The sequence below is a fragment of the Actinosynnema sp. NPDC002837 genome (assembly GCF_040295345.1).
In the GTDB taxonomy this organism is placed as follows: Bacteria; Actinomycetota; Actinomycetes; order Mycobacteriales; family Pseudonocardiaceae; genus Actinosynnema.
Map to the genome: position 1 here is coordinate 13,143 of NZ_JBEOVG010000103.1, position 17,473 is coordinate 30,615.

Below are 17,473 nucleotides of genomic sequence, written 5' to 3' on the forward strand. Positions count from 1 at the left end.
GGTGACCCGAGTCACGCGTCCCGGCCGGTCGCTACCCTTCGGACGTGGCGGCGGGCGGAATGGTGATGGCGAACCGGAGCGAGATCGGCGAGGCAGCACCCCTCGACGCGCCCGAACGGCGGCAGCTCGACGTGATCCGCCGGTGGGGCACGGTGGGCGCGCTGCTGCTGGCCGTCGGCTCCCTCGGGTCGGGCGCGGCGCCGATCTTCAGCCCGCTGCCGGGCACGCCGCTGCTCGGGCTGTTCCCGCGGATGCCCAGCGCGTCCATGGCCGTCGCGTGGACCGGCATCTTCCTCATCGTGTCGGCGTGGCTGTGGCTGGGCCGGTTCGCCCGGCCGGGCCGCCCCCGGCTGGTGTCGCGCAGCCAGCTCGACCGCACGCTGCTGATGTGGATCACGCCGCTGGTGTTCGTGCTGCCCATGTTCAGCCGTGACGTGTACAGCTACCTGGCGCAGTCGCAGATCGCGGCCAACGGGCAGGACCCGTACGAGCTCGGCCCGGCCACGGCGCTGGGCGTCGAGCACGACCTGACGAAGAACGTGCCGAACATCTGGCGCGAGACGCCCGCGCCGTACGGGCCGCTGTTCCTGGCCGCCGGGCGGGTCATCTCGATGGTGACCGGCGACAGCGTGCTGCCCGGCATCTTCCTGCACCGGCTGCTGGGGCTGCTGGGGCTGGCGATGATCGTGTGGGCGCTGCCCCGGCTGGCCCGGCGCTTCGGCGTGCCGCCGGTGAGCGCCCTGTGGTTGGGCGCGGCGAACCCGCTGGTGCTGTTCCACCTGGTCGTGGGCGTGCACAACGAGGGCCTGGCGATCGGCCTGATGCTGGTGGGGCTGGAGTTGGCGCTGCGGAAGATGCCGCTGGTCCCGGGCGCGCCGATGACGCGTGAAGAGCTGCTGTGGATAGTCCTGGGCGCGACCATGATCACGTTGGGCGCGGCGGTGAAGATCCCGGCCGCGCTGGCGCTCGGCTTCCTGGGCGTGCTGATCGCGCGGCGGTGGGGCGGGCGGTTCTCCGACCTGGTGCGGGCGGCGTTGTTGTTGCTGGTCATCTCGGGTGTGGTGATGGTCGGGACGTGCGTCGGCACCGGGCTCGGGTTCGGGTGGGTGGAGACGCTGAACGTGGCCGGCACGGTGAAGAGCTGGATGTCGCCGCCGACCGCCATGGGGTTCATGGGCGGGGGGCTCGGGCTGCTGCTCGGGCTGGGCAACCACACCGAGTCGGTGATCGTGCTGATGCGGATCGTCACGCAGGCCGTGTCGGTGGTGATCGTGGCGACGCTGCTGTGGAAGGCGTTCCGGGGTCGGATCAAGGCCGTCAACGGGCTGGGGGCCGGGCTGGGCGCGGTGCTCGTGCTCGGGCCCGTGCTGCAGCCGTGGTACGTGCTGTGGGCGGCGTTGCCGCTGGCCACGGCCGTGCTGGCGCGTCGGTTCCGGGTCTTCGCCACCACCGCCAGCGCCGTGATCGCGGTCATCCTGCCGCCGACGGGCTCGGCGTTCGACGGGCGGGCCTACATCGTGCCGCAGGCCGTGGCGGGCGCTCTGATCGCGTTCGCCGTGTGCCTGTTCGTCGCCCGCAAGCAGGTCCTGCCGCTGATCAAGCGCGACCCCCTCCCCGGCTACGCCTGACCCTCGGGTCGAACCCCCAGGTCCCGCGCGGGGTGTAACGGGTGGGGGCGGTCGGCGAGGTAGGGGGTGCGGGAGGATCGGGGTCCGCGGGGAGGGAGGGCGTGATGGTGGACGTGCCCAGGGAGCAGATCCGGTTCGCCGTCGTGCTGAACGGGGGTGTGAGCCTCGCCGTGTGGATGGGCGGGGTGGTGCTCGAGCTCGACCGGCTGACCAGGGGTGACGGCCCGTACGCCGACCTGCTGGACATGGTCGGCAGCACGGCCCGCGCCGACGTCATCACGGGCACGTCGGCCGGCGGCATCAACGGCGCCGCGTTGGCGTTGTCCCAGGTCAATGCCAACGCTCGGCTGGAACGGCTGCGTGACCTGTGGGCCGAGCAGGGCCGGATGGAACAGCTGCTGCGCACCCCGTTCCGGGGCCAACCGGCGTCACTGCTGCGCGGCGACGAGTTCTTCCTCCCGAGGCTCCGGGAAGCACTCGAACGGCTGACCACGGACTTCACCCCGCAGGAGGACCGGCCGGTCGACCTGCGCATCACGACCACGCTGCTCGCGGGCGTGCCCACGGTCACCCACGACGACCTCGGCCAGACCCTCGTGCAGGCCTCCCACCAGGGCAGCTTCTCGTTCCGCCGCGACCCCGGCGGCCGGGACGACTTCACCGCCGACAAGCTCCCGACGCTGGTCAGCCGCATGGCGCTGGCCGCGCGCTCGTCCGCGTCGTTCCCGTTCGCGTTCGAGCCCTCCTTCATCCCGGTCGCACCCGGCGCGCCCGACGGCGACAAGCCCAACATGGCCGAGGTCGCCTCCTGGGCCAACGACACCGACAACCGGTCCCGCTACGCCGTCGACGGCGGCGTCCTGGTCAACACGCCCACCAAGGAGGCGCTGGAGGCCATCGACCGGATGCCCGCCGAAGGCCCGGTCCGGCGGGTGATGCTGCTGGTCTTCCCGCACGCGCCCGAGGCGGTGGTGGAGCCGGTGGCCCCGGTCGACGGCGCCCTGCCCAGCACCGTCGCCACCGGCGGCAAGCTGCTCGGCGCGCTGACGAGCCAGAGCGGGCGGACCTACGTCGACCGCATCGAGGAGCACAACCGCAACGCCGCCTCCCGCCGCGGCGGGCGCAACGCCCTGCTGGACCGCCTCGCGTCCGGCGGCTCGCTCACCGACAAGGTGTACGCGCTGGCCGAGACCCTGCACGACCACTACGAGGACGTGCGCATCCGGCACGCCGCCCGCGACGTCACGACCCGCCAGTTCGAGGTGCCGGGCACGAACGCCGCCGGCTGGACGTTCGAACGGGTCCGCGCGGCGGCCGAGGCGGCGCAGCGCGAGTACCGCGCCGACCACAGCAAGCTGCCGTACGTGCCGACCCGGCCACAGCCCGTCGCGTTGCCCGACCACGGCTGGCCGTGGGGCATCACGATGGCCGAACGGCTCGCGTCCGCCGCCATGGACGTGCTCAAACGCCTGGTGTGGGTGATGCCCGACGCCCAGCGCCTCGCGATGGCCCGCACGAACCTGTTCGACGTGCGGGCGAAGCTGCGCGCCGCGCGGATCGAGCTGGACGAGCACTGGACCACCGACGGGACCGAGGAGCTCGACCAGGCGTACTGGGAGCGGCGGGTCCACCGGTTCGCCGCGAAGATGCTGGACGAGCCGGACGGCGTCGGGCAGCGGGTGCGCGAGCAGGTGGACCGGATCGCGGGCGTCCTCGGCGACGCGCACGACATCCTCGACCAGCTCGACGCCGAGCAGCTGCGGGTCGGCGAGCTGCGGTCGTGGCACCGGCTGCTGACCGAGCCGCGCACCGACGCCGAGGCCGAGGCCGACCTGGTGGCGGGCGAGCTGTGGCTGTCACGGGTGCTGGCGCTGGAGGTCGCGACGACGTGCCTGGCCGACGACACCCGCGGCGGCCTCGACCAGGCCGTCGAGCTGGTCCAGATCAGCCTGCAGACGCGCAACGCGTTCGCCGGGTACAGCATCACCGCCGAGGACAAGGCGGGCGGCGCGTCGCTGCACCGGTTCTCCGGGTTCCTCAAGCGGTCCTGGCGGGTCAACGACTGGATCTGGGGCCGGCTCGACGGCGCGACCATGCTGTGCAAGGTGGTGTTCGACCCGAAGCGGCTGCTGCGCGTCGACCGGCTGACCGGCGCGGGCGGCGACCCCGTCGAACGGGCCGCGGCGCAGGTCGACGCGCTGGTGGAGAAGCTGTTCGGCGACGGCGTGCCGGACGAGCTGGGGCCGTGCGTCGAGCGGGCGAAGGCCGAGCTGGGGAAGGTCTACGCGAGCCCGGAGGGCGACCACCCGCCGACGTGCGCGGCGCTGGCGGAGCTGGCCGCGTGGGGGCTGCACGTCCGGATCATCTGCGAGGAGCTGCCCGCGTTGCGCGCGGCGATCCTGGCCGACCGGCACGAGGGCGCGGACCGGCGGTCGCGCGGCGAGCTGTTCCTGGAGGAGCAGGCCGCGCTGCTGGCCCGGCTGCCCGTGCGCACGGACGCGGAGCGGATCGAGGTGGGCGTGCGGGGGCTGGCCGCGTTCGACCGGGCGGGCATCGGGCGTGAGCCGCTGGTGCAGGAGGCGAGCAGCGACCAGGTGATCCGGACGGCGGCGACGGCCGCGGCGGTGGCGATCACCGTGGCCGACAGCGACAACTCCGGTCTGGGCACGGCGAAACCGCTGACCAGGACGTTGCGCGGGGCGGCGCTGCTGCCGTACTGGACGATCACCGGCCTGACCAGGGGCGGGCGGCTGGCGCAGTTCCTGGGGCTGCTCGGGTTCGCGCTGGGCGGCGCGCTGCTGGTGCTGTCGCTGTTCGACCTGCTGCCGCCGTGGGCGCTCGGACCGGCGGCGGCGTTCGGCGGCGGCACGCTGCTGGCCGCGTTCGGCTACGCGGCGCTGCGGTCGGGGACGCTGCTGCACGGCCTGGTGCTGCTGTCGCCGGTGATCCCGCTGGTGACGGTGGCGATCGACCGGACCAGGGACGCGTTGGCGTCCGGCGAGACGGGCGACCAGGCCGTGACGGGCATGGTGGCGGTGGGTGGCGTGCTGCTGGTCGTGGTGGGGTTGCTGATCATCGGCAGCCTGCCCGCGCCGGTGGGCACGCCGCTGGCCGTGCTGGGCAAGATCCGGCTCAAGCCCCGGCTGCTGGTGCGGGTGCTCGTGGCGGCGGCGATCGTGGTCGGCGTGTGGGCCGTGGTGCGGTACCGGCTGTACGACCTGAGCCCGGCGCTGGTGGTGGTCGGCACGGTCGTGGCGATCGTGTTCGGCGGGGTCACGTCGTACGTGCTGGGCAGTTCGCTGCGCCGGTGGCGGCAGGTGGACGGGGTGTGGGACACGGAGGCCGCCGAGCCGCCCGCGTCCGCGACCGCCGGGTGGGCCGCGGTGTACGGGAGCGTGCTGCTGCTCGTCGCCGCGGTGGTGCAGGTGTTCTCGCTGCGGTTCACCGGGTGGGAGGCGGTGCTCGGCACGGCGTTGGCGTTCGGCCTGGTGCTGCTGCTGGTGACGACGTGGTGGGTGCCGTTGCGGGCCAGGAGGACCATCGCCACGTCCCTGGTGGAACAGATGTCCATTGTGGACTTCGACCCGGACGGGGTGGCCGAGGCGCTGCTGAAGCGGCTGGAGGGTCACGGGATGCTGTTCAAGTTCCTCACCGAGCTGGACGCGACCGGCAAGCCCCGCCTCAGCGCCGGCGGCCGCCGCGTGGCCCACCGCGCCGCCTACCGCTCCACCACCGGCTCCGACCGCGACTGACCCGCGTGTCGAACGCTCGGGCCCCCGAGTTCGACGCTCAGGACTTGGCGGCCGTGTCCTGAGCGTCGAACTCGGGGGTCCGGGAGGTTCGGCTCACGCGGCCAGGGCGGGGGTGCGGGTCGGGGTGGGGAGGCCGAGGGCGCGGGCGTAGAGGGACTCGAAGGTCTCCAGGGTGGTGTCGATGGCGTGGGCGGCGATCAGGTCGCCGGACGCGGCGCCCATGCGGGCGGTCACGGCGGGGTCGACGGTGACGGCGTGCAGGCGGTCCGCCAGGCCGCGCACGTCGCCCGGCGTGAACAGCCAGCCGTTGCGCCCCGGCTTGCACAGGTGCGGCAACGCCATCGCGTCCGCCACCACGACCGGCTTGCCCGCGGCCATCGCCTCCATCGTCGCCAGGCTCTGCAGCTCGGCGATGCCCGGCATGCAGAACACGTCGGCCGCGGCGTAGGCGTCGAGCAGCTCGTCCTCGCTCACGAAGCCGCGGAAGCGGACGCGGTCGGAGATGCCCAGGTCACGCGCCAGCAGCTCCCACTCGGCACGGCACGAGCCGTCACCGACGATCTCGGCGTGCAACCGCGGCACGAGCGCCAACGCCCGCAGCAGCTCGTCGACCCGCTTCTCCTCGTCCAGCCGACCCACGAACAGCACGGTCGGCGCGTCGGTGTGCCGCACGGGCAGCCGCCCCCGGTACCGGTCGATGTCGATGCCGCACGACACCGGCACCGCGCGCTCGGGGAAACCGTTGTCGTGCAGCAGCTGCACGGCGCGCGGCGTCGGCGCGGTCACCACGTCGGCGAGGCCGAACACCCGCCCCAGGTCGCGCCACGCCCACCGCGACGCCACGCCCTGCAACCACGCCGGCACGTGGGCGTGCCCGAACAGGTTCTCCGGCATGAAGTGGTTCGTCGCCACCGTCGGGATCCCCAGCGCCGCCGCCCGCCGCAGCACGTGCCGCCCCACCACGAAGTGCGCCTGCACGTGCACCAGGTCCGGCCGCAGCTCCTCCAGCAGCGCGCCGACGTCCTCGCGCACCTGCCACGGCAGCCCGATGCGGAACGTGCGGTGGAACGGCGTGCGGTGCGAGCGGACCCGGTGCACGGTGATCCCGTCGGCGCGCTCGGTGCGGGCCGCGCCGTCCGCCGACACGCAGATCACGTGCACGTCGTGGCCGCGGCCGGCGAGGCCGGTGGCGAGGCGGTGGGCGAACCGGGCCGCGCCGTTGACGTCCGGGGGGAACGTCTCCGCGGCGATCACGATCCGCATGGCGCGTCCGTTGGTCACTGTCGTCTCCGATCTGGTGGGAACTGCGGAAGTGGTTCGGGTGCGGGCCAGCGCGACGACGCCGCCGACGGCGATCGCGGCGCACGCGACCTGCGCGGCGCCGACGAGCGGGCTGGTCCGGGTCGCCTCGCCGAGCAGCCCCGCGCCGATGCCGACGGCCACGAGCGGGTCCACCACGGTGAGGCAGGCGACCGCCACGTGCGGCGGTCCGCTGGCGTAGGCGTGCTGGATGAACCAGCCGCCGACGACGAGGGCGGCGGCGATGCCCGCCGCCGAGAGCGCGGTCGACCACGCCAGACCGCCCTGCTGGACGTCCTGGGACACCGACCGCATGAGCACGGAGACGAAGCCGTAGGCGACACCGCCCGCCGCGCCGAAACCGAGGGCGCGCACCGCCGGCCGGGTCGACAGCACGCCGACCAGGCCCGGGACCGCGATCAGGCCGAGCGCCAGCAGCGCGGCCTTCACCTCGGCCTCCGGCACGACCGCGGTGGACGTGGCGCTGCCCGCGGCCAGGAGCACGAAGGCCCCTACGCCGAACGTGGTCCACGCGACCGCGGGCAGCTCACGCCGACGACCGTCGAGCACCGCGGTGATGCCGATCGCGACCACGCCGACCGGCTGCACGACGCTCAACGGCGCCATGCCCAGCGCCGCCGCGTGCACGCCGGCGCCCAGCACGAGCAGCACCAGGCCCAGCAGCCACCGCGGCCTGCGCAGCAGGTCCAGCACCCGCAACGCGGCGCCCCCGCTCGCCCGCACGGCGTCGTGCTGCAGGCGCGCGGCGAAGGCGAAGAACACCGCGCCCAGGACCGCGAGCAGGACGGCGAGCCACGTCATGACGTCTCCTCGCGGCGCAGGACGGCGGAGGCCAACGCGAACAGCAGCCCGTACAGCAACGCGAACAAAACGCGCTCGAAAAGCCCGAGCACGACCGCGCCACCACCCGGGTAGACCACCGAGACGTGGCTGAGCATGAATGCCACCGAGGTGATACCCGCGGCGATGGAAAAACGGCGCAGGGTGGTACTGGAGATGAACGTCCGGGAAATCAGCCACCCGGCCAGCGGCAGGCTCGCGAACATCACCGCGCCCGCGTACCGGTGCACCGCGCCGGAGAACGACGTGGGCGTGCCGGTCGGGTCGGTGGGGAACACCGTCGCCACCGCCAACCCGGCCGACCACAGCCCCATCAGCACCGCCACCGGCCCCCGCCTGGGCAAACCGGACCGGACCAGGGCGACGAGCAGGCCGACCGACGCCGCCGCCAGCGTCAGCGAGGTGACCGCGAGGAGCCCGCTGCCGTTGTCCACGAAGATGTAGTCGCTGATCGTGTGGGCGATCGGGCTGAGCTCGCCGACCGACGCCACGTGCAGGTAAACAATCGGGAACAGCGACAGGACGAGTCCCACAACGGCCAGCGGCAACACCGCCGCCCGTCTTTTCCCCCGGATCTCCACCACGGGAAAATCTTCGCCCGGAATGGTGACCGAAGATATCGGGAACACCCCCGAGACGACCCTGAAGCCACCCGGAGAACCCTGGTAGGGCTGACCCCACCACCGGGCCGGGCCGGGCGACGCCCTAGGCTTCCGCGTCGTGAGCCCGCACCCCCCGCACCCTGCCGTGGAAGTGTCGGGGCTGGTCAAGCGCTACGGCTCCACCGTCGCGGTGAACGGACTCGACCTCACCCTGGACACCGGCACGGTCCTCGCGCTGCTCGGCCCCAACGGCGCCGGGAAGACGACGACCGTCGAGGTGTGCGAGGGGTTCCGGGCGGCCGACGGCGGCGAGGTCCGCGTCCTCGGGCTCGACCCGAAGCGCGACGGCGACCGGCTGCGCCCCCGCATCGGCGTGATGCCGCAGGGCGGCGGCGGCTACCCGGGCGTGCGGGCCGACGAGATGCTGCGCCTCGTGGCCGCGTGCGCCGCCAACCCCCTCGACCCCGCGTGGCTGCTCGACGTGCTCGGCCTGTCGTCCTCGGTGCGCACCCCGTACAAGCGGCTCTCCGGCGGGCAGCAGCAACGCCTGTCGCTGGCGTGCGCCCTGGTCGGACGGCCCGAGCTGGTGTTCCTGGACGAGCCGACCGCCGGCATGGACCCCCAGGCCCGCCGCCTGGTGTGGGAGCTCGTGTCGGCGCTGCGCGCGGACGGCGTCAGCGTGCTGCTGACCACGCACCTCATGGACGAGGCCGAAGCCCTCGCCGACCACGTCGTCATCGTCGACGCCGGCCGCGTCGTGGCCCAGGGCAGCCCGGCCGAGCTCACCGAGCACCACGCCGACGACCGGCAGCTCCGCTTCCGCGCCCGACCGGGGCTGGAGCTGACGCTGTTGCGCGACGCCCTGCCGGAGGGCCTCCAGGTGCGTGAGGCCAGCCGGGGCACCTACCTGGTGCAGGGCCACATCGACCCGCAGGTCCTCTCCACGGTCACCTCGTGGTGCGCGCAGCAGGGCGTGCTGGCCGAGGAGCTCACCGTGGCCAGGCGCAGCCTGGAGGACGTGTTCCTGGAGCTGACCGGCAGGGAGCTGCGCTCGTGACCGACTCGCCTTCGTTCGCGCCCGGCACGTTCACGCCCGCGCCCGGTCGCGGGAAGCTCGGCCGGATGCTGCTCGCCCAGGCCCGCACCGAGACCGTGCTCACCCTGCGCAACGGCGAGCAGATCCTGCTGACCGTGCTCATCCCGGCGGCGCTGCTGGTCGCGATGAGCCTCATGGACGTCATCCCGGTGCCCGACCCCCGGGTCGGCTCGGCCACCGCGCGCATCCTCGCGCTGGCCGTGATCTCCTCCGCGTTCACCGGGCAGGCGATCGCGCTGGGCTTCGACCGGCGCTACGGCGTGCTCAAGCGGCTCGCCGCGACCGCGCTCCCCCGCTGGCTGCTGGTCGCCGGACGGGTCGTCGCGGCGTTGGCCGTGGTCGCCGTGCAGGTTGTGATCATCGCCGTGATCGCGCTGCTGCTGGGCTGGCGGCTGCCGTCCGCGACCGGCCTGCTGTGGGCGGCCGTGCTGATCGTGCTCGGCACGCTGTCGTTCGGCGCGCTCGGCGTGCTGCTCGGCGGCGCGCTGCGGGCGGAGATCGTGCTCGCGCTGGCCAACATCGTGTGGTTCGTGCTGCTGCTCATCGGCGGCGTCGCGCTCGGCGTGGACAGCCTGCCGACGTGGCTGGCGACCGTCGTCGACGCGCTGCCGTCCGCCGCGCTCGCCCTCGCGCTGCACGACGCCGTGGTCGAGGGGACGGCGCCGAGCCCCGGTCACGTGGCCGTGCTGCTGGTCTGGGGCGTGGCCGCGGGCGCGCTGGCGACGAGGACCACGAAGCTCGGGTGACACCCCCGGGCGGCGGTTCTCAGCCAGTGGTACCTACCATCGGTTCGTGTCCGCCCCATCCTGGTTCACCACCTTCCTGAGCACGTTCCAGCGCGCGTTCGCCATCGCGGTCGTGATCGCCCAAGGCGGCATCGCGGTCACCGGGTCGATCGTGCGGGTGACCGGATCGGGCCTGGGCTGCCCCACCTGGCCGCAGTGCTTCGAAGGCAGCCTCGTGCCGGTCGAGCACCCCGAGGTGGCGTCGCTGCACCAGTGGGTCGAGTTCGGGAACCGCACGTTGACCGGCGTGGTCGGCGTCATCGCCGGGCTGTGCGTGCTGGCGGCGTGGTTCAACCGGCCGCGGCGCAAGCGGGTCGCGGTGCTGGCGCTGGTGCAGTTCGGCGGCGTCGTGCTGCAGGCCGTGATCGGCGGGTTCACCGTGCTCACGGGCCTGCTGTGGTGGACGGTGAGCGTGCACTTCCTGGTGTCGATGGCGCTGGTCTGGTTCGCCGTGCTGCTGGTCGCGGCGCTGGGCGAGGGCGACGAGCCCGCCCGGCCGCGCGTGCCGCGGGCGTTGCTGGCGTTGCAGGTCGTGCAGGCGGGCACGCTCGGCCTGCTGCTGCTGGCGGGCACCTTCGTCACCGCCGCCGGACCGCACGCGGGCGACGCGGCCACCCCGCGCCTGGACGTGTCGGTGGACACGTTGTCGCAGGTGCACGCCGACCTGCTGTTCCTGTTCCTCGGCATGCTGATCGCGTTGGGCTTCGCGCTGCGCGGCCACCCCGTGCCGCGGCGGCCGTACTACGCGCTCGTGGCCGTGGTGCTCGCGCAGGGCGCGCTGGGCATGGTCCAGTACTGGACCGGCGTGCCCGAGGTGCTCGTCTCGCTGCACGTGCTGGGCGCCGGCGCGGTCGTCGTCGCCACCGCCGCCCTGTGGGTGTCGACCCGCGAACGGCCTCAGCGCGAGGACGAGGGCCTGCGCTCCCAGACCGCGGGCAGCTCCGTGGCCAGCCACGTGTAGAGGTCGTCCACGGTCCGCAGCCGCACGGCGCGTTCCGGGTCGCCGCTCATCAGCCGCATCCCGGCCTCGGTCAGCTCGCGCACGCTCACCAGGGCGTCCAGCTTGCGCTGGATCAGGTCGACCCACCGCTTCTCGTTGATCCGGTACTGCGCCGCCTGCCTGCCGCGCCGCGTGCGCTTCGTCACCAGGCCGGCGTTGACCAGGAACTTCAGGTTCGTGCTGATCGAGCCGCTGCTCGCCTCCAGCTCCTGGGACAGCTCGGCGGCGGTCCGCTCCGTCGGCTGGCACACCAGCAGGTAGCCGAGGATGCGACCGCCGATCAGCGGGATGCCCTCCTCGGCGAAGTGCGCCGCGAACCGCTCGATCCACGCCGACAGCCGCGTTTCCCGTCCGACGCTCATCCGACCCCCTCGGCTCGACGACCGGTACTTCGGTCGACACTGAAGCCACGATAGGTCGTGTGCTGATCATCACGCAAAGGCGGCGCGCCGTCCGGGGCGTTCGACCCGGGGGTTCCGAGCGTTCGACGCGCGGGGTCAGAGGCGGCGGAGGCCGGCGAGGACGCGTTCCATCAGGCCCAGGTCGGGCGAGTCGCCGTCGGTGGACGCGGTGCGGTGGACGTCGATCAGGCCCCGTTCGGCCATGTCCCCGAGCAGCACCTTGGCCACGCCGAGCGGCAGGCGCAGCAGGGCGGCGACCTCAGCCACCGACCGCGGCCTGGCGACCAGGGCGATCACCTCGTGGTACTCGGCCTTCATGGCTCCCGGGTAGTCCCAGTCCACCGCCGACACCAGCGTCTCGATCTCCAGCTGGATCGACGACGTGGTCCGGCCGCCGGTCCACGAGTAGGCGCGGACGATCGAGGCCGCCTCCTCGCGCGGGTACTCGAACTCGTCCTCGTCGTCGTCGAAGACCGGCCGGTGGGGCTTGGTGTCCCCGGTCCCGGCCTGACGCGGCTCGGGCTTCGGCTGCTCCTGCTTGCGGCGGCGGGAGGAGTCGAGGCTGAACCCGTTGAGCAGGGCGGCGAACGTCTCGTCCGACGACCCGGTGTCCTCGTTCCGGTCCATGACCACCTCACGCAGACGGGCGGGCCATCATCCGCTTCGCGCCGTGGAGCTGGGCGCGCAGCTCCGGGGTCAGGAGCTGGCCGACCTGGTCCACGACCACGGTCATCTCGTAGGCGACCTGGCCGACATCGGCGTCCGGTGCGGCCAGCACCGCGAGGCACGAGCCGTCCCTGATGGACATCAGCAGCATGATCCCGTACTGCATCTCGATCACCGACCGCAACACGCCGCCGCCGTCGAAGCACCTCGCCGCCGACTCGGTCAGGCTCGCCACGCCCGCCGCGATCGCGGCCAACTGGTCGGCCCGGTCGTCGGGCAGCCCGGTGGACGCGGTCAGCAGCAGACCGTCCACCGAGATCACCACGGCGTGGGCCACCCCGGGCACGCGATCGGCGAAGTTGCTCACCAGCCAGCCGAACTGGTCGACCTGTCGCGACTTCTGCGTGCTCATCCGCTCTCCTGCCCAGCTCGATTCTCACCGGAACCCCGCACACCTTGCCGGATCCCGGTCTGGTAGCTGGCGAGGAAGCCGCGTGTCGCCTGCGGATCCCTCCGTACGGGTGCCACCGCGTCGGGCGCACTCGGCCGTTCGGCCACCAGATTGCTCCGCGGCTGCCTCTTGGGCAGTTCCGCCGGATTGTCGTTCACGGGCTTGTCGTTCACGGGCGCCTCCCCGCGCGCGTGGGTGTCCGCGGCCCGGTGCCGCGCCTGTTCCGCCGGTCCGGAGGGCGCCGCCGCGCCGCCGAACCAGGTCGAGGCCGTCCGCCGCGGCGCGGACGCCGGCGTGGCGGGCGGGGTGGCGGCCGGGGTGTCGACGGTGCGCCCGCGGAACGGGGTCCACCCGTCGTCCTTCAGCGGCACGACCGGTGGCAGCGCCGGCTGCGGCAGACCGGGCACCGCGGCCCGCGGCAGGACCGGCTGCGGGCCGGTCGACGGCGGCAGCGCCGGCTGCGGACCCGTGGCGCGAGGCAGGACGGGCTGCGGCAGGGCGGGCTGCGGGCCCGAGGAGCGAGGCAGCGCCGGCTGCGGCCCGGTGGACGGTGACGGCGCCGGGATGGACGGCTGCGGGGCCGGCGCGCGGGACGGCGTCGACCCGGTCGGGCGCACCAGCTCGGCGGGCAGCGCCACGACCGCGCGCAGCCCGTCGCCCTGCTCGCGCAGCGACACCTCGATGCCGTGCCGCCCGGCGAGCCTGCCGACCACGTACAGGCCGAGCTGGCGCGACACGGGCAGTTCGCCGGAGTCCTCCGACGCGGCCAGCGCGATCCGGCGGTTGGCCTGCGCCAGGTCCTCCTCCGACATGCCGACGCCGAGGTCGATCACGTCGACGAGCACGCCGCCGCCGGGCCGCGGCCGTCCGCCGACGACCACCTGGGTGCGCGGCGGCGAGAACGTGGTCGCGTTGTCCAGCAGCTCGGCGACCAGCCGCACCAGGTCGCCCGCGGCGTAGCCGACGACCTCCACCGACGGCGTGGTCTGCACGACGACCCGCTGGTACTGCTCGATCTCGGACGCGGCGGCGCGCAGCACGTCGCCCAGCGGCACCGGGCGGGTGAAGCGGCGGGCCACGTCGCTGCCCGACAGCACCATCAGGTTCTCGTTGTTGCGGCGCATCCGGGTGGCGAGGTTGTCCAGCTTGAACAGGTTCGCGAGCTGCTCGGGGTTCTCCTCCTGCCGCTCCAGCTCCTCCATGAGCTTGAGCTGCCGCTCCACCAGGCCCTGGCTGCGGCGGGACAGGTTGATGAACGCGTTGCGCATGCCGGTGCGCAGGTCGGCCTGCTCGGCCGCGGAGCTGACGGCCTGCCGGTGCACCGCGTCGAACGCGCGCGCCAGCTGGCCGAACTCCTCCCTGGTGTGCACGGGCACCGGCGTCACGCTCACGTCGTGCGCGGCGTTCTCCCGCAGCTGCGCCACCAGGGTGGGCAGGCGGTGCTCGGCGACGTCCAGCGCGGCGGTGCGCAGCGCGCGCAGGGAGCGCAGCAGGTAGCTGCCGACGACGTAGCCGACCGCGGCGGCGGCGAACATCGAGGCGAGCAGGATCACCGACGCCGCGCCGGCCCGGTCGCTGGTGGAGTCCTGCAACCGGCTCGCGGCGGCGGCCAGCTGGCCCTCCAGCGCGTGCAGCACCACGCCGAGCTGCCGGAGGGTGGCCTCCGAGCCGCGGTTCCAGTCGTCGGCCTTGACGAACAGCTCCACCGCGGTGGAGTTGGTGCGGACCTGCTGGAACAGGCTGTTGCGGAGGTCGACCTCCTGGCCGGACACGGTGCTGCGGTAGTCGGCCTGCTGCTGCGGGGTGGCGACGGCGGAGAAGTCGGCCAGCTTGTCCTGCTGGCGGGTGTAGGACTGCTCCAGCGCGACGTCCTCGGAGTCGAGCAGCCGCCCTCGGCTGATGCCGGCCAGCACCGTCGCGTGCTGCCAGGACACCTGCTCGCCCGCCATGGCGAGGTTGTGCAGCGCGGTCGCGGTGCCGGACAGCGCCGGGTCGCCGAAGTCGCCGACCATGGCCTGGTCGAAGTCGAGCAGGGCGCGCAGCACCACGGTGTAGCCGCCGACGGCGCCTTCCAGGTCGACGCTGCCCGCCACCACGCGTTCGCGCAGCTGCGGCAGGCCGTCGAGCTGGACGGTCACGTCGCGGAACCGGGCGTTGGCGACCTCGCCGAGGGTCGTGGTGCGCTCCATCAGGTTCCGCACGCCCGCAGCGGCGTTGTCGGTGGCGCGCGTCAGCTCCCGGAAGTCGGCCTCGGGCACGCCTTCGCCCTCGGCCCGCCGCGCCGACCGCGCCCGTTCCGCCTGCACGCCCGCGATCAGCGGGTCCATGCCGGCACGGAGCGTGACGACGCGCTGCATCGAGGCGTAGGTGTCGGCGCTCTTGACGTACCCGCGGATCTGCACCACGCCCGCGCCGACGGCGACGAGCACGGGCACCGCCAGCACGGCCGCGAGCTTGACCGGCAGACGCCAATTCCGCCAGTCCGCGACGGCGCTCCACCACTGCCCGCGCGCGATGTTGTCGCCAGTCACCAGACAAGCCCCGGAAAGTCCGTAGTTGTTTCGAAGTTGAACGACGTCGACGTATTGATGATCGACGACCGTGATGTTGCTGGGCGGATAGTAGGTGGTGAACAGGCGTGGGACAACGACCTTGCGGTAGGTCCTCATCCGATCGGCGCAGCGTGACCACGCCGGGCGACACGGACGCCAACCGAGACAACGGTCCGGCATCGACTGAGCAGCGGTGACACGACCGTTGGCGGCACGTCGTTGACTGGCGGCGCAACGCGGTTACGCTGAGCGCTCGCCGGCGGCCCGCGCATCCGCGCGCACGACGAGGCAAATCCCCGTGGAGGATTGATGACGAAGGCGATCCTGCCTCCGACGGATTCCAGACCCGCTCGCGGCGGGCGCGGCTTCGCCACTTTCGACGACCCGGGGTCATCCCTGTTGGTCGACGAAGCGGGCGACCCGGACTTCGTCGCGCTACAGGCGAGCGCTGATTTCCGCGAGCTCCGCCGGCGGACGGCGATCTTCGTGCTGCCGGCGACGTGCGGGTTCCTGCTGTGGTACCTGGGTTACGTCGCGCTGTCGGCGTACGCGCCGGACTTCATGGGCACGCCGGTGTGGGGCGTGATCAACGTGGGTCTGCTGTTCGGCCTGCTCCAGTTCGTCACCACGATCGCGCTGACGCTGGGCTACGCCCGCTACGCGCGGCGCAAGCTCGACCCGCAGGTCGACTCGGTCCGCGCGCTCACGGCGGAGGACCAGGGCTGATGGGCGGCAACACCGCGATCAACCTCGGCGTCTTCGGCGTCTTCGTGTTGATCACCCTCTACGTCGTGTACCGGGCGGGCAGCCGCAACGCCACCGCGTCGGACTACTACGCCGCGGGCAGCAGCTTCACCGGGCCGCAGAACGGCATCGCGCTGTCGGGCGACTTCCTGTCCGCCGCGTCGTTCCTCGGCATCTCCGGCAGCATCGCGGTCAACGGCTACGACGGGTTCCTCTACTCGATCGGCTGGGTCGTGTCCTGGCTGCTCGGCCTGATGATCATCGCCGAGCGGTTGCGCAACACCGGCCGGTTCACCCTGGGCGACGTGCTGGCGTTCCGGATGCGGCAACGCCCGGTGCGCGCCGCGGCGGCCAACGTGACCCTGGTGATCTCGCTGTTCTACATGATCGCGCAGATGGCAGGCGCGGGCGCGCTCATGGCGCTGCTGCTGGACGTGCACAGCAAGGTCGGGCAGTCGGTCATCATCGCGGTGGTCGGCATCGTCATGGTGCTGTACGTGCTGCTGGGCGGCATGAAGGGCACCACGTGGGTGCAGATCATCAAGGCCGTCTTCCTGATCATGTGCGTGACCCTGCTGACGGTGTTCCTGCTGGGCAAGTTCGGCTTCAGCCTGTCGGCGATCCTGGAGGCGGCGTCGCGGAACACGCCGCTCGGGCCGGAGGTGCTGGAACCGGGCGTGCGCTACGGCGCCACGCCGACCAGCCGGCTCGACTTCATCTCGCTGGCGCTGGCCCTGGTGCTCGGCACCGCGTCGCTGCCGCACGTGCTGATGCGGTTCTACACCGTGCCGAACGCCCGCGAGGCGCGCCGCTCGGTGGTGTGGGCGACGTGGATGATGGCCACGTTCTACCTGTGCACGCTGGTGATCGGCTTCGGCGCGCTGGCGCTGGTCGGCTCGAAGGAGATCGCGGCGGCGCCCGGCGGCGAGAACTCGGCCGCGCCCCTGCTGGCCTACGAGGTCGGCGGCGCGGTGCTGCTCGGCGTGGTGAGCGCGGTGGCGTTCGCGACGATCCTGGCGGTGGTGGCCGGTCTGACGTTGACGGCGTCGGCGTCGTTCGCGCACGACGTGTACGCGAACGTGATCAAGCGGGGCCAGGCCGACCCGAGGTCGGAGGTGCGGGTCGCCCGGTTGACGGCGGTCGTGGTCGGGCTGCTGGCGATCGTCGGCGGCATCGCGGCGAACGGGCAGAACGTGGCGTTCCTGGTGGCGCTGGCGTTCGCGCTGGCGGCGTCGGCGAACCTGTCGACGATCATCTACTCGATGTTCTGGAAGCGGTTCAACACGCCGGGGACGCTGTGGGCGGTCTACGGCGGGCTCGGGTCGTGCATCTTCCTGCTCGCCTTCTCCCCCGCCGTGTCCGGCGCGAAGTCGTCGATCTTCCCGGACGTCGACTTCGCCTGGTTCCCGCTGAGCAACCCGGGTCTGGTGTCGATCCCGTTCTCGTTCCTGTGCGGCTACCTCGGCACGGTCCTGAGCAAGGAGAAGGCCGACCCGGCCAAGCAGGCCGAGATGGAGGTCCGGTCGCTGACCGGCATCGGCTCCGGCCTGAAGTGAGACCTTCGCGGTGACGACGAACGCCGGGGTCCAGTGCCCCGGCGTTAGTCGTCGTGATTGGGGGGGGACTAACGCCGGGC

At 72.9% G+C, this 17,473-nt stretch carries 13 protein-coding genes; 7 read left to right on the top strand and 6 right to left on the bottom strand.

Features of this window, described 5'->3' with window-relative positions:
- The first annotated feature begins 59 nt into the window (after positions 1–59).
- Both mptB and ABTZ99_RS38900 read left to right on the top strand, forming a co-directional pair.
- On the top strand, positions 60–1,628 hold the full coding sequence (gene mptB / locus ABTZ99_RS38895) for a polyprenol phosphomannose-dependent alpha 1,6 mannosyltransferase MptB (RefSeq protein ID WP_498779883.1): 1,569 nt from the start codon (positions 60–62) through the stop codon (positions 1,626–1,628).
- Positions 1,629–1,732: 104 nt separating this feature from the next.
- Positions 1,733–5,380 (top strand): patatin-like protein, encoded by a 3,648-nt coding sequence (locus ABTZ99_RS38900; protein ID WP_499618048.1) that lies wholly within the window; start codon positions 1,733–1,735, stop codon positions 5,378–5,380.
- A 93-nt stretch (positions 5,381–5,473) separates the two neighbouring features.
- Here ABTZ99_RS38900 and ABTZ99_RS38905 read toward each other — a convergent pair whose 3' ends face one another.
- Positions 5,474–7,501 carry a glycosyltransferase gene (locus ABTZ99_RS38905; RefSeq protein WP_499618049.1) on the bottom strand — a complete coding sequence of 676 codons (2,028 nt, stop codon included), beginning with the start codon at positions 7,499–7,501 and terminating at the stop codon, positions 5,474–5,476.
- Positions 7,498–8,124 (bottom strand): DUF998 domain-containing protein, encoded by a 627-nt coding sequence (locus ABTZ99_RS38910; protein ID WP_499618050.1) that lies wholly within the window; start codon positions 8,122–8,124, stop codon positions 7,498–7,500. The genes ABTZ99_RS38905 and ABTZ99_RS38910 overlap by 4 nt, the downstream gene beginning before the upstream one ends.
- Before the next feature lie 136 nt (positions 8,125–8,260).
- On the opposite strand from ABTZ99_RS38910, the gene ABTZ99_RS38915 reads away from it, so the two are divergent.
- From ABTZ99_RS38915 to ABTZ99_RS38925, 3 genes are all read left to right on the top strand, one after another.
- Entirely contained in the window at positions 8,261–9,199 is a 939-nt protein-coding gene (locus tag ABTZ99_RS38915; RefSeq protein ID WP_498779752.1) for an ABC transporter ATP-binding protein, read from the top strand.
- Positions 9,200–9,264: 65 nt separating this feature from the next.
- Complete coding sequence (locus ABTZ99_RS38920) at positions 9,265–9,984, top strand: ABC transporter permease (RefSeq protein ID WP_498779884.1); 720 nt, start codon at positions 9,265–9,267, stop codon at positions 9,982–9,984.
- Positions 9,985–10,030: 46 nt separating this feature from the next.
- Positions 10,031–10,984: a COX15/CtaA family protein gene (locus ABTZ99_RS38925; RefSeq protein WP_499618051.1), complete on the top strand. Its 954-nt coding sequence runs from the start codon at positions 10,031–10,033 to the stop codon at positions 10,982–10,984.
- Here ABTZ99_RS38925 and ABTZ99_RS38930 read toward each other — a convergent pair.
- The 4 genes from ABTZ99_RS38930 to ABTZ99_RS38945 all read right to left on the bottom strand — a co-directional run bounded on the left by ABTZ99_RS38930 (position 10,921) and on the right by ABTZ99_RS38945 (position 15,072).
- A complete protein-coding gene (locus ABTZ99_RS38930) occupies positions 10,921–11,385 on the bottom strand; it encodes a GbsR/MarR family transcriptional regulator (protein ID WP_230569132.1) in 465 nt (154 codons plus the stop codon). The two genes, ABTZ99_RS38925 and ABTZ99_RS38930, sit on opposite strands and share 64 nt — an antisense overlap.
- A 135-nt stretch (positions 11,386–11,520) precedes the next feature.
- The gene (locus ABTZ99_RS38935) at positions 11,521–12,051 is read right to left on the bottom strand and encodes a DUF742 domain-containing protein (protein ID WP_498779757.1); all 531 of its coding nucleotides are present in this window, start codon (positions 12,049–12,051) and stop codon (positions 11,521–11,523) included.
- Between the two features lie 7 nt (positions 12,052–12,058).
- Positions 12,059–12,502 (bottom strand): roadblock/LC7 domain-containing protein, encoded by a 444-nt coding sequence (locus tag ABTZ99_RS38940; protein ID WP_498779759.1) that lies wholly within the window; start codon positions 12,500–12,502, stop codon positions 12,059–12,061.
- Positions 12,499–15,072: a nitrate- and nitrite sensing domain-containing protein gene (locus tag ABTZ99_RS38945; RefSeq protein WP_498779760.1), complete on the bottom strand. Its 2,574-nt coding sequence runs from the start codon at positions 15,070–15,072 to the stop codon at positions 12,499–12,501. The genes ABTZ99_RS38940 and ABTZ99_RS38945 overlap by 4 nt, the downstream gene beginning before the upstream one ends.
- A 330-nt stretch (positions 15,073–15,402) precedes the next feature.
- Between ABTZ99_RS38945 and ABTZ99_RS38950 the strand changes: the two genes are divergently transcribed.
- Both ABTZ99_RS38950 and ABTZ99_RS38955 read left to right on the top strand, forming a co-directional pair.
- The gene (locus tag ABTZ99_RS38950; RefSeq protein ID WP_499618052.1) at positions 15,403–15,819 is read left to right on the top strand and encodes a DUF485 domain-containing protein; all 417 of its coding nucleotides are present in this window, start codon (positions 15,403–15,405) and stop codon (positions 15,817–15,819) included.
- Positions 15,819–17,393, top strand: a complete 1,575-nt coding sequence (locus tag ABTZ99_RS38955; RefSeq protein WP_498779764.1) for a monocarboxylic acid transporter — start codon at positions 15,819–15,821, stop codon at positions 17,391–17,393. Before ABTZ99_RS38950 ends, ABTZ99_RS38955 begins: the two co-directional genes overlap by 1 nt.
- Positions 17,394–17,473: the final 80 nt, after the last annotated feature.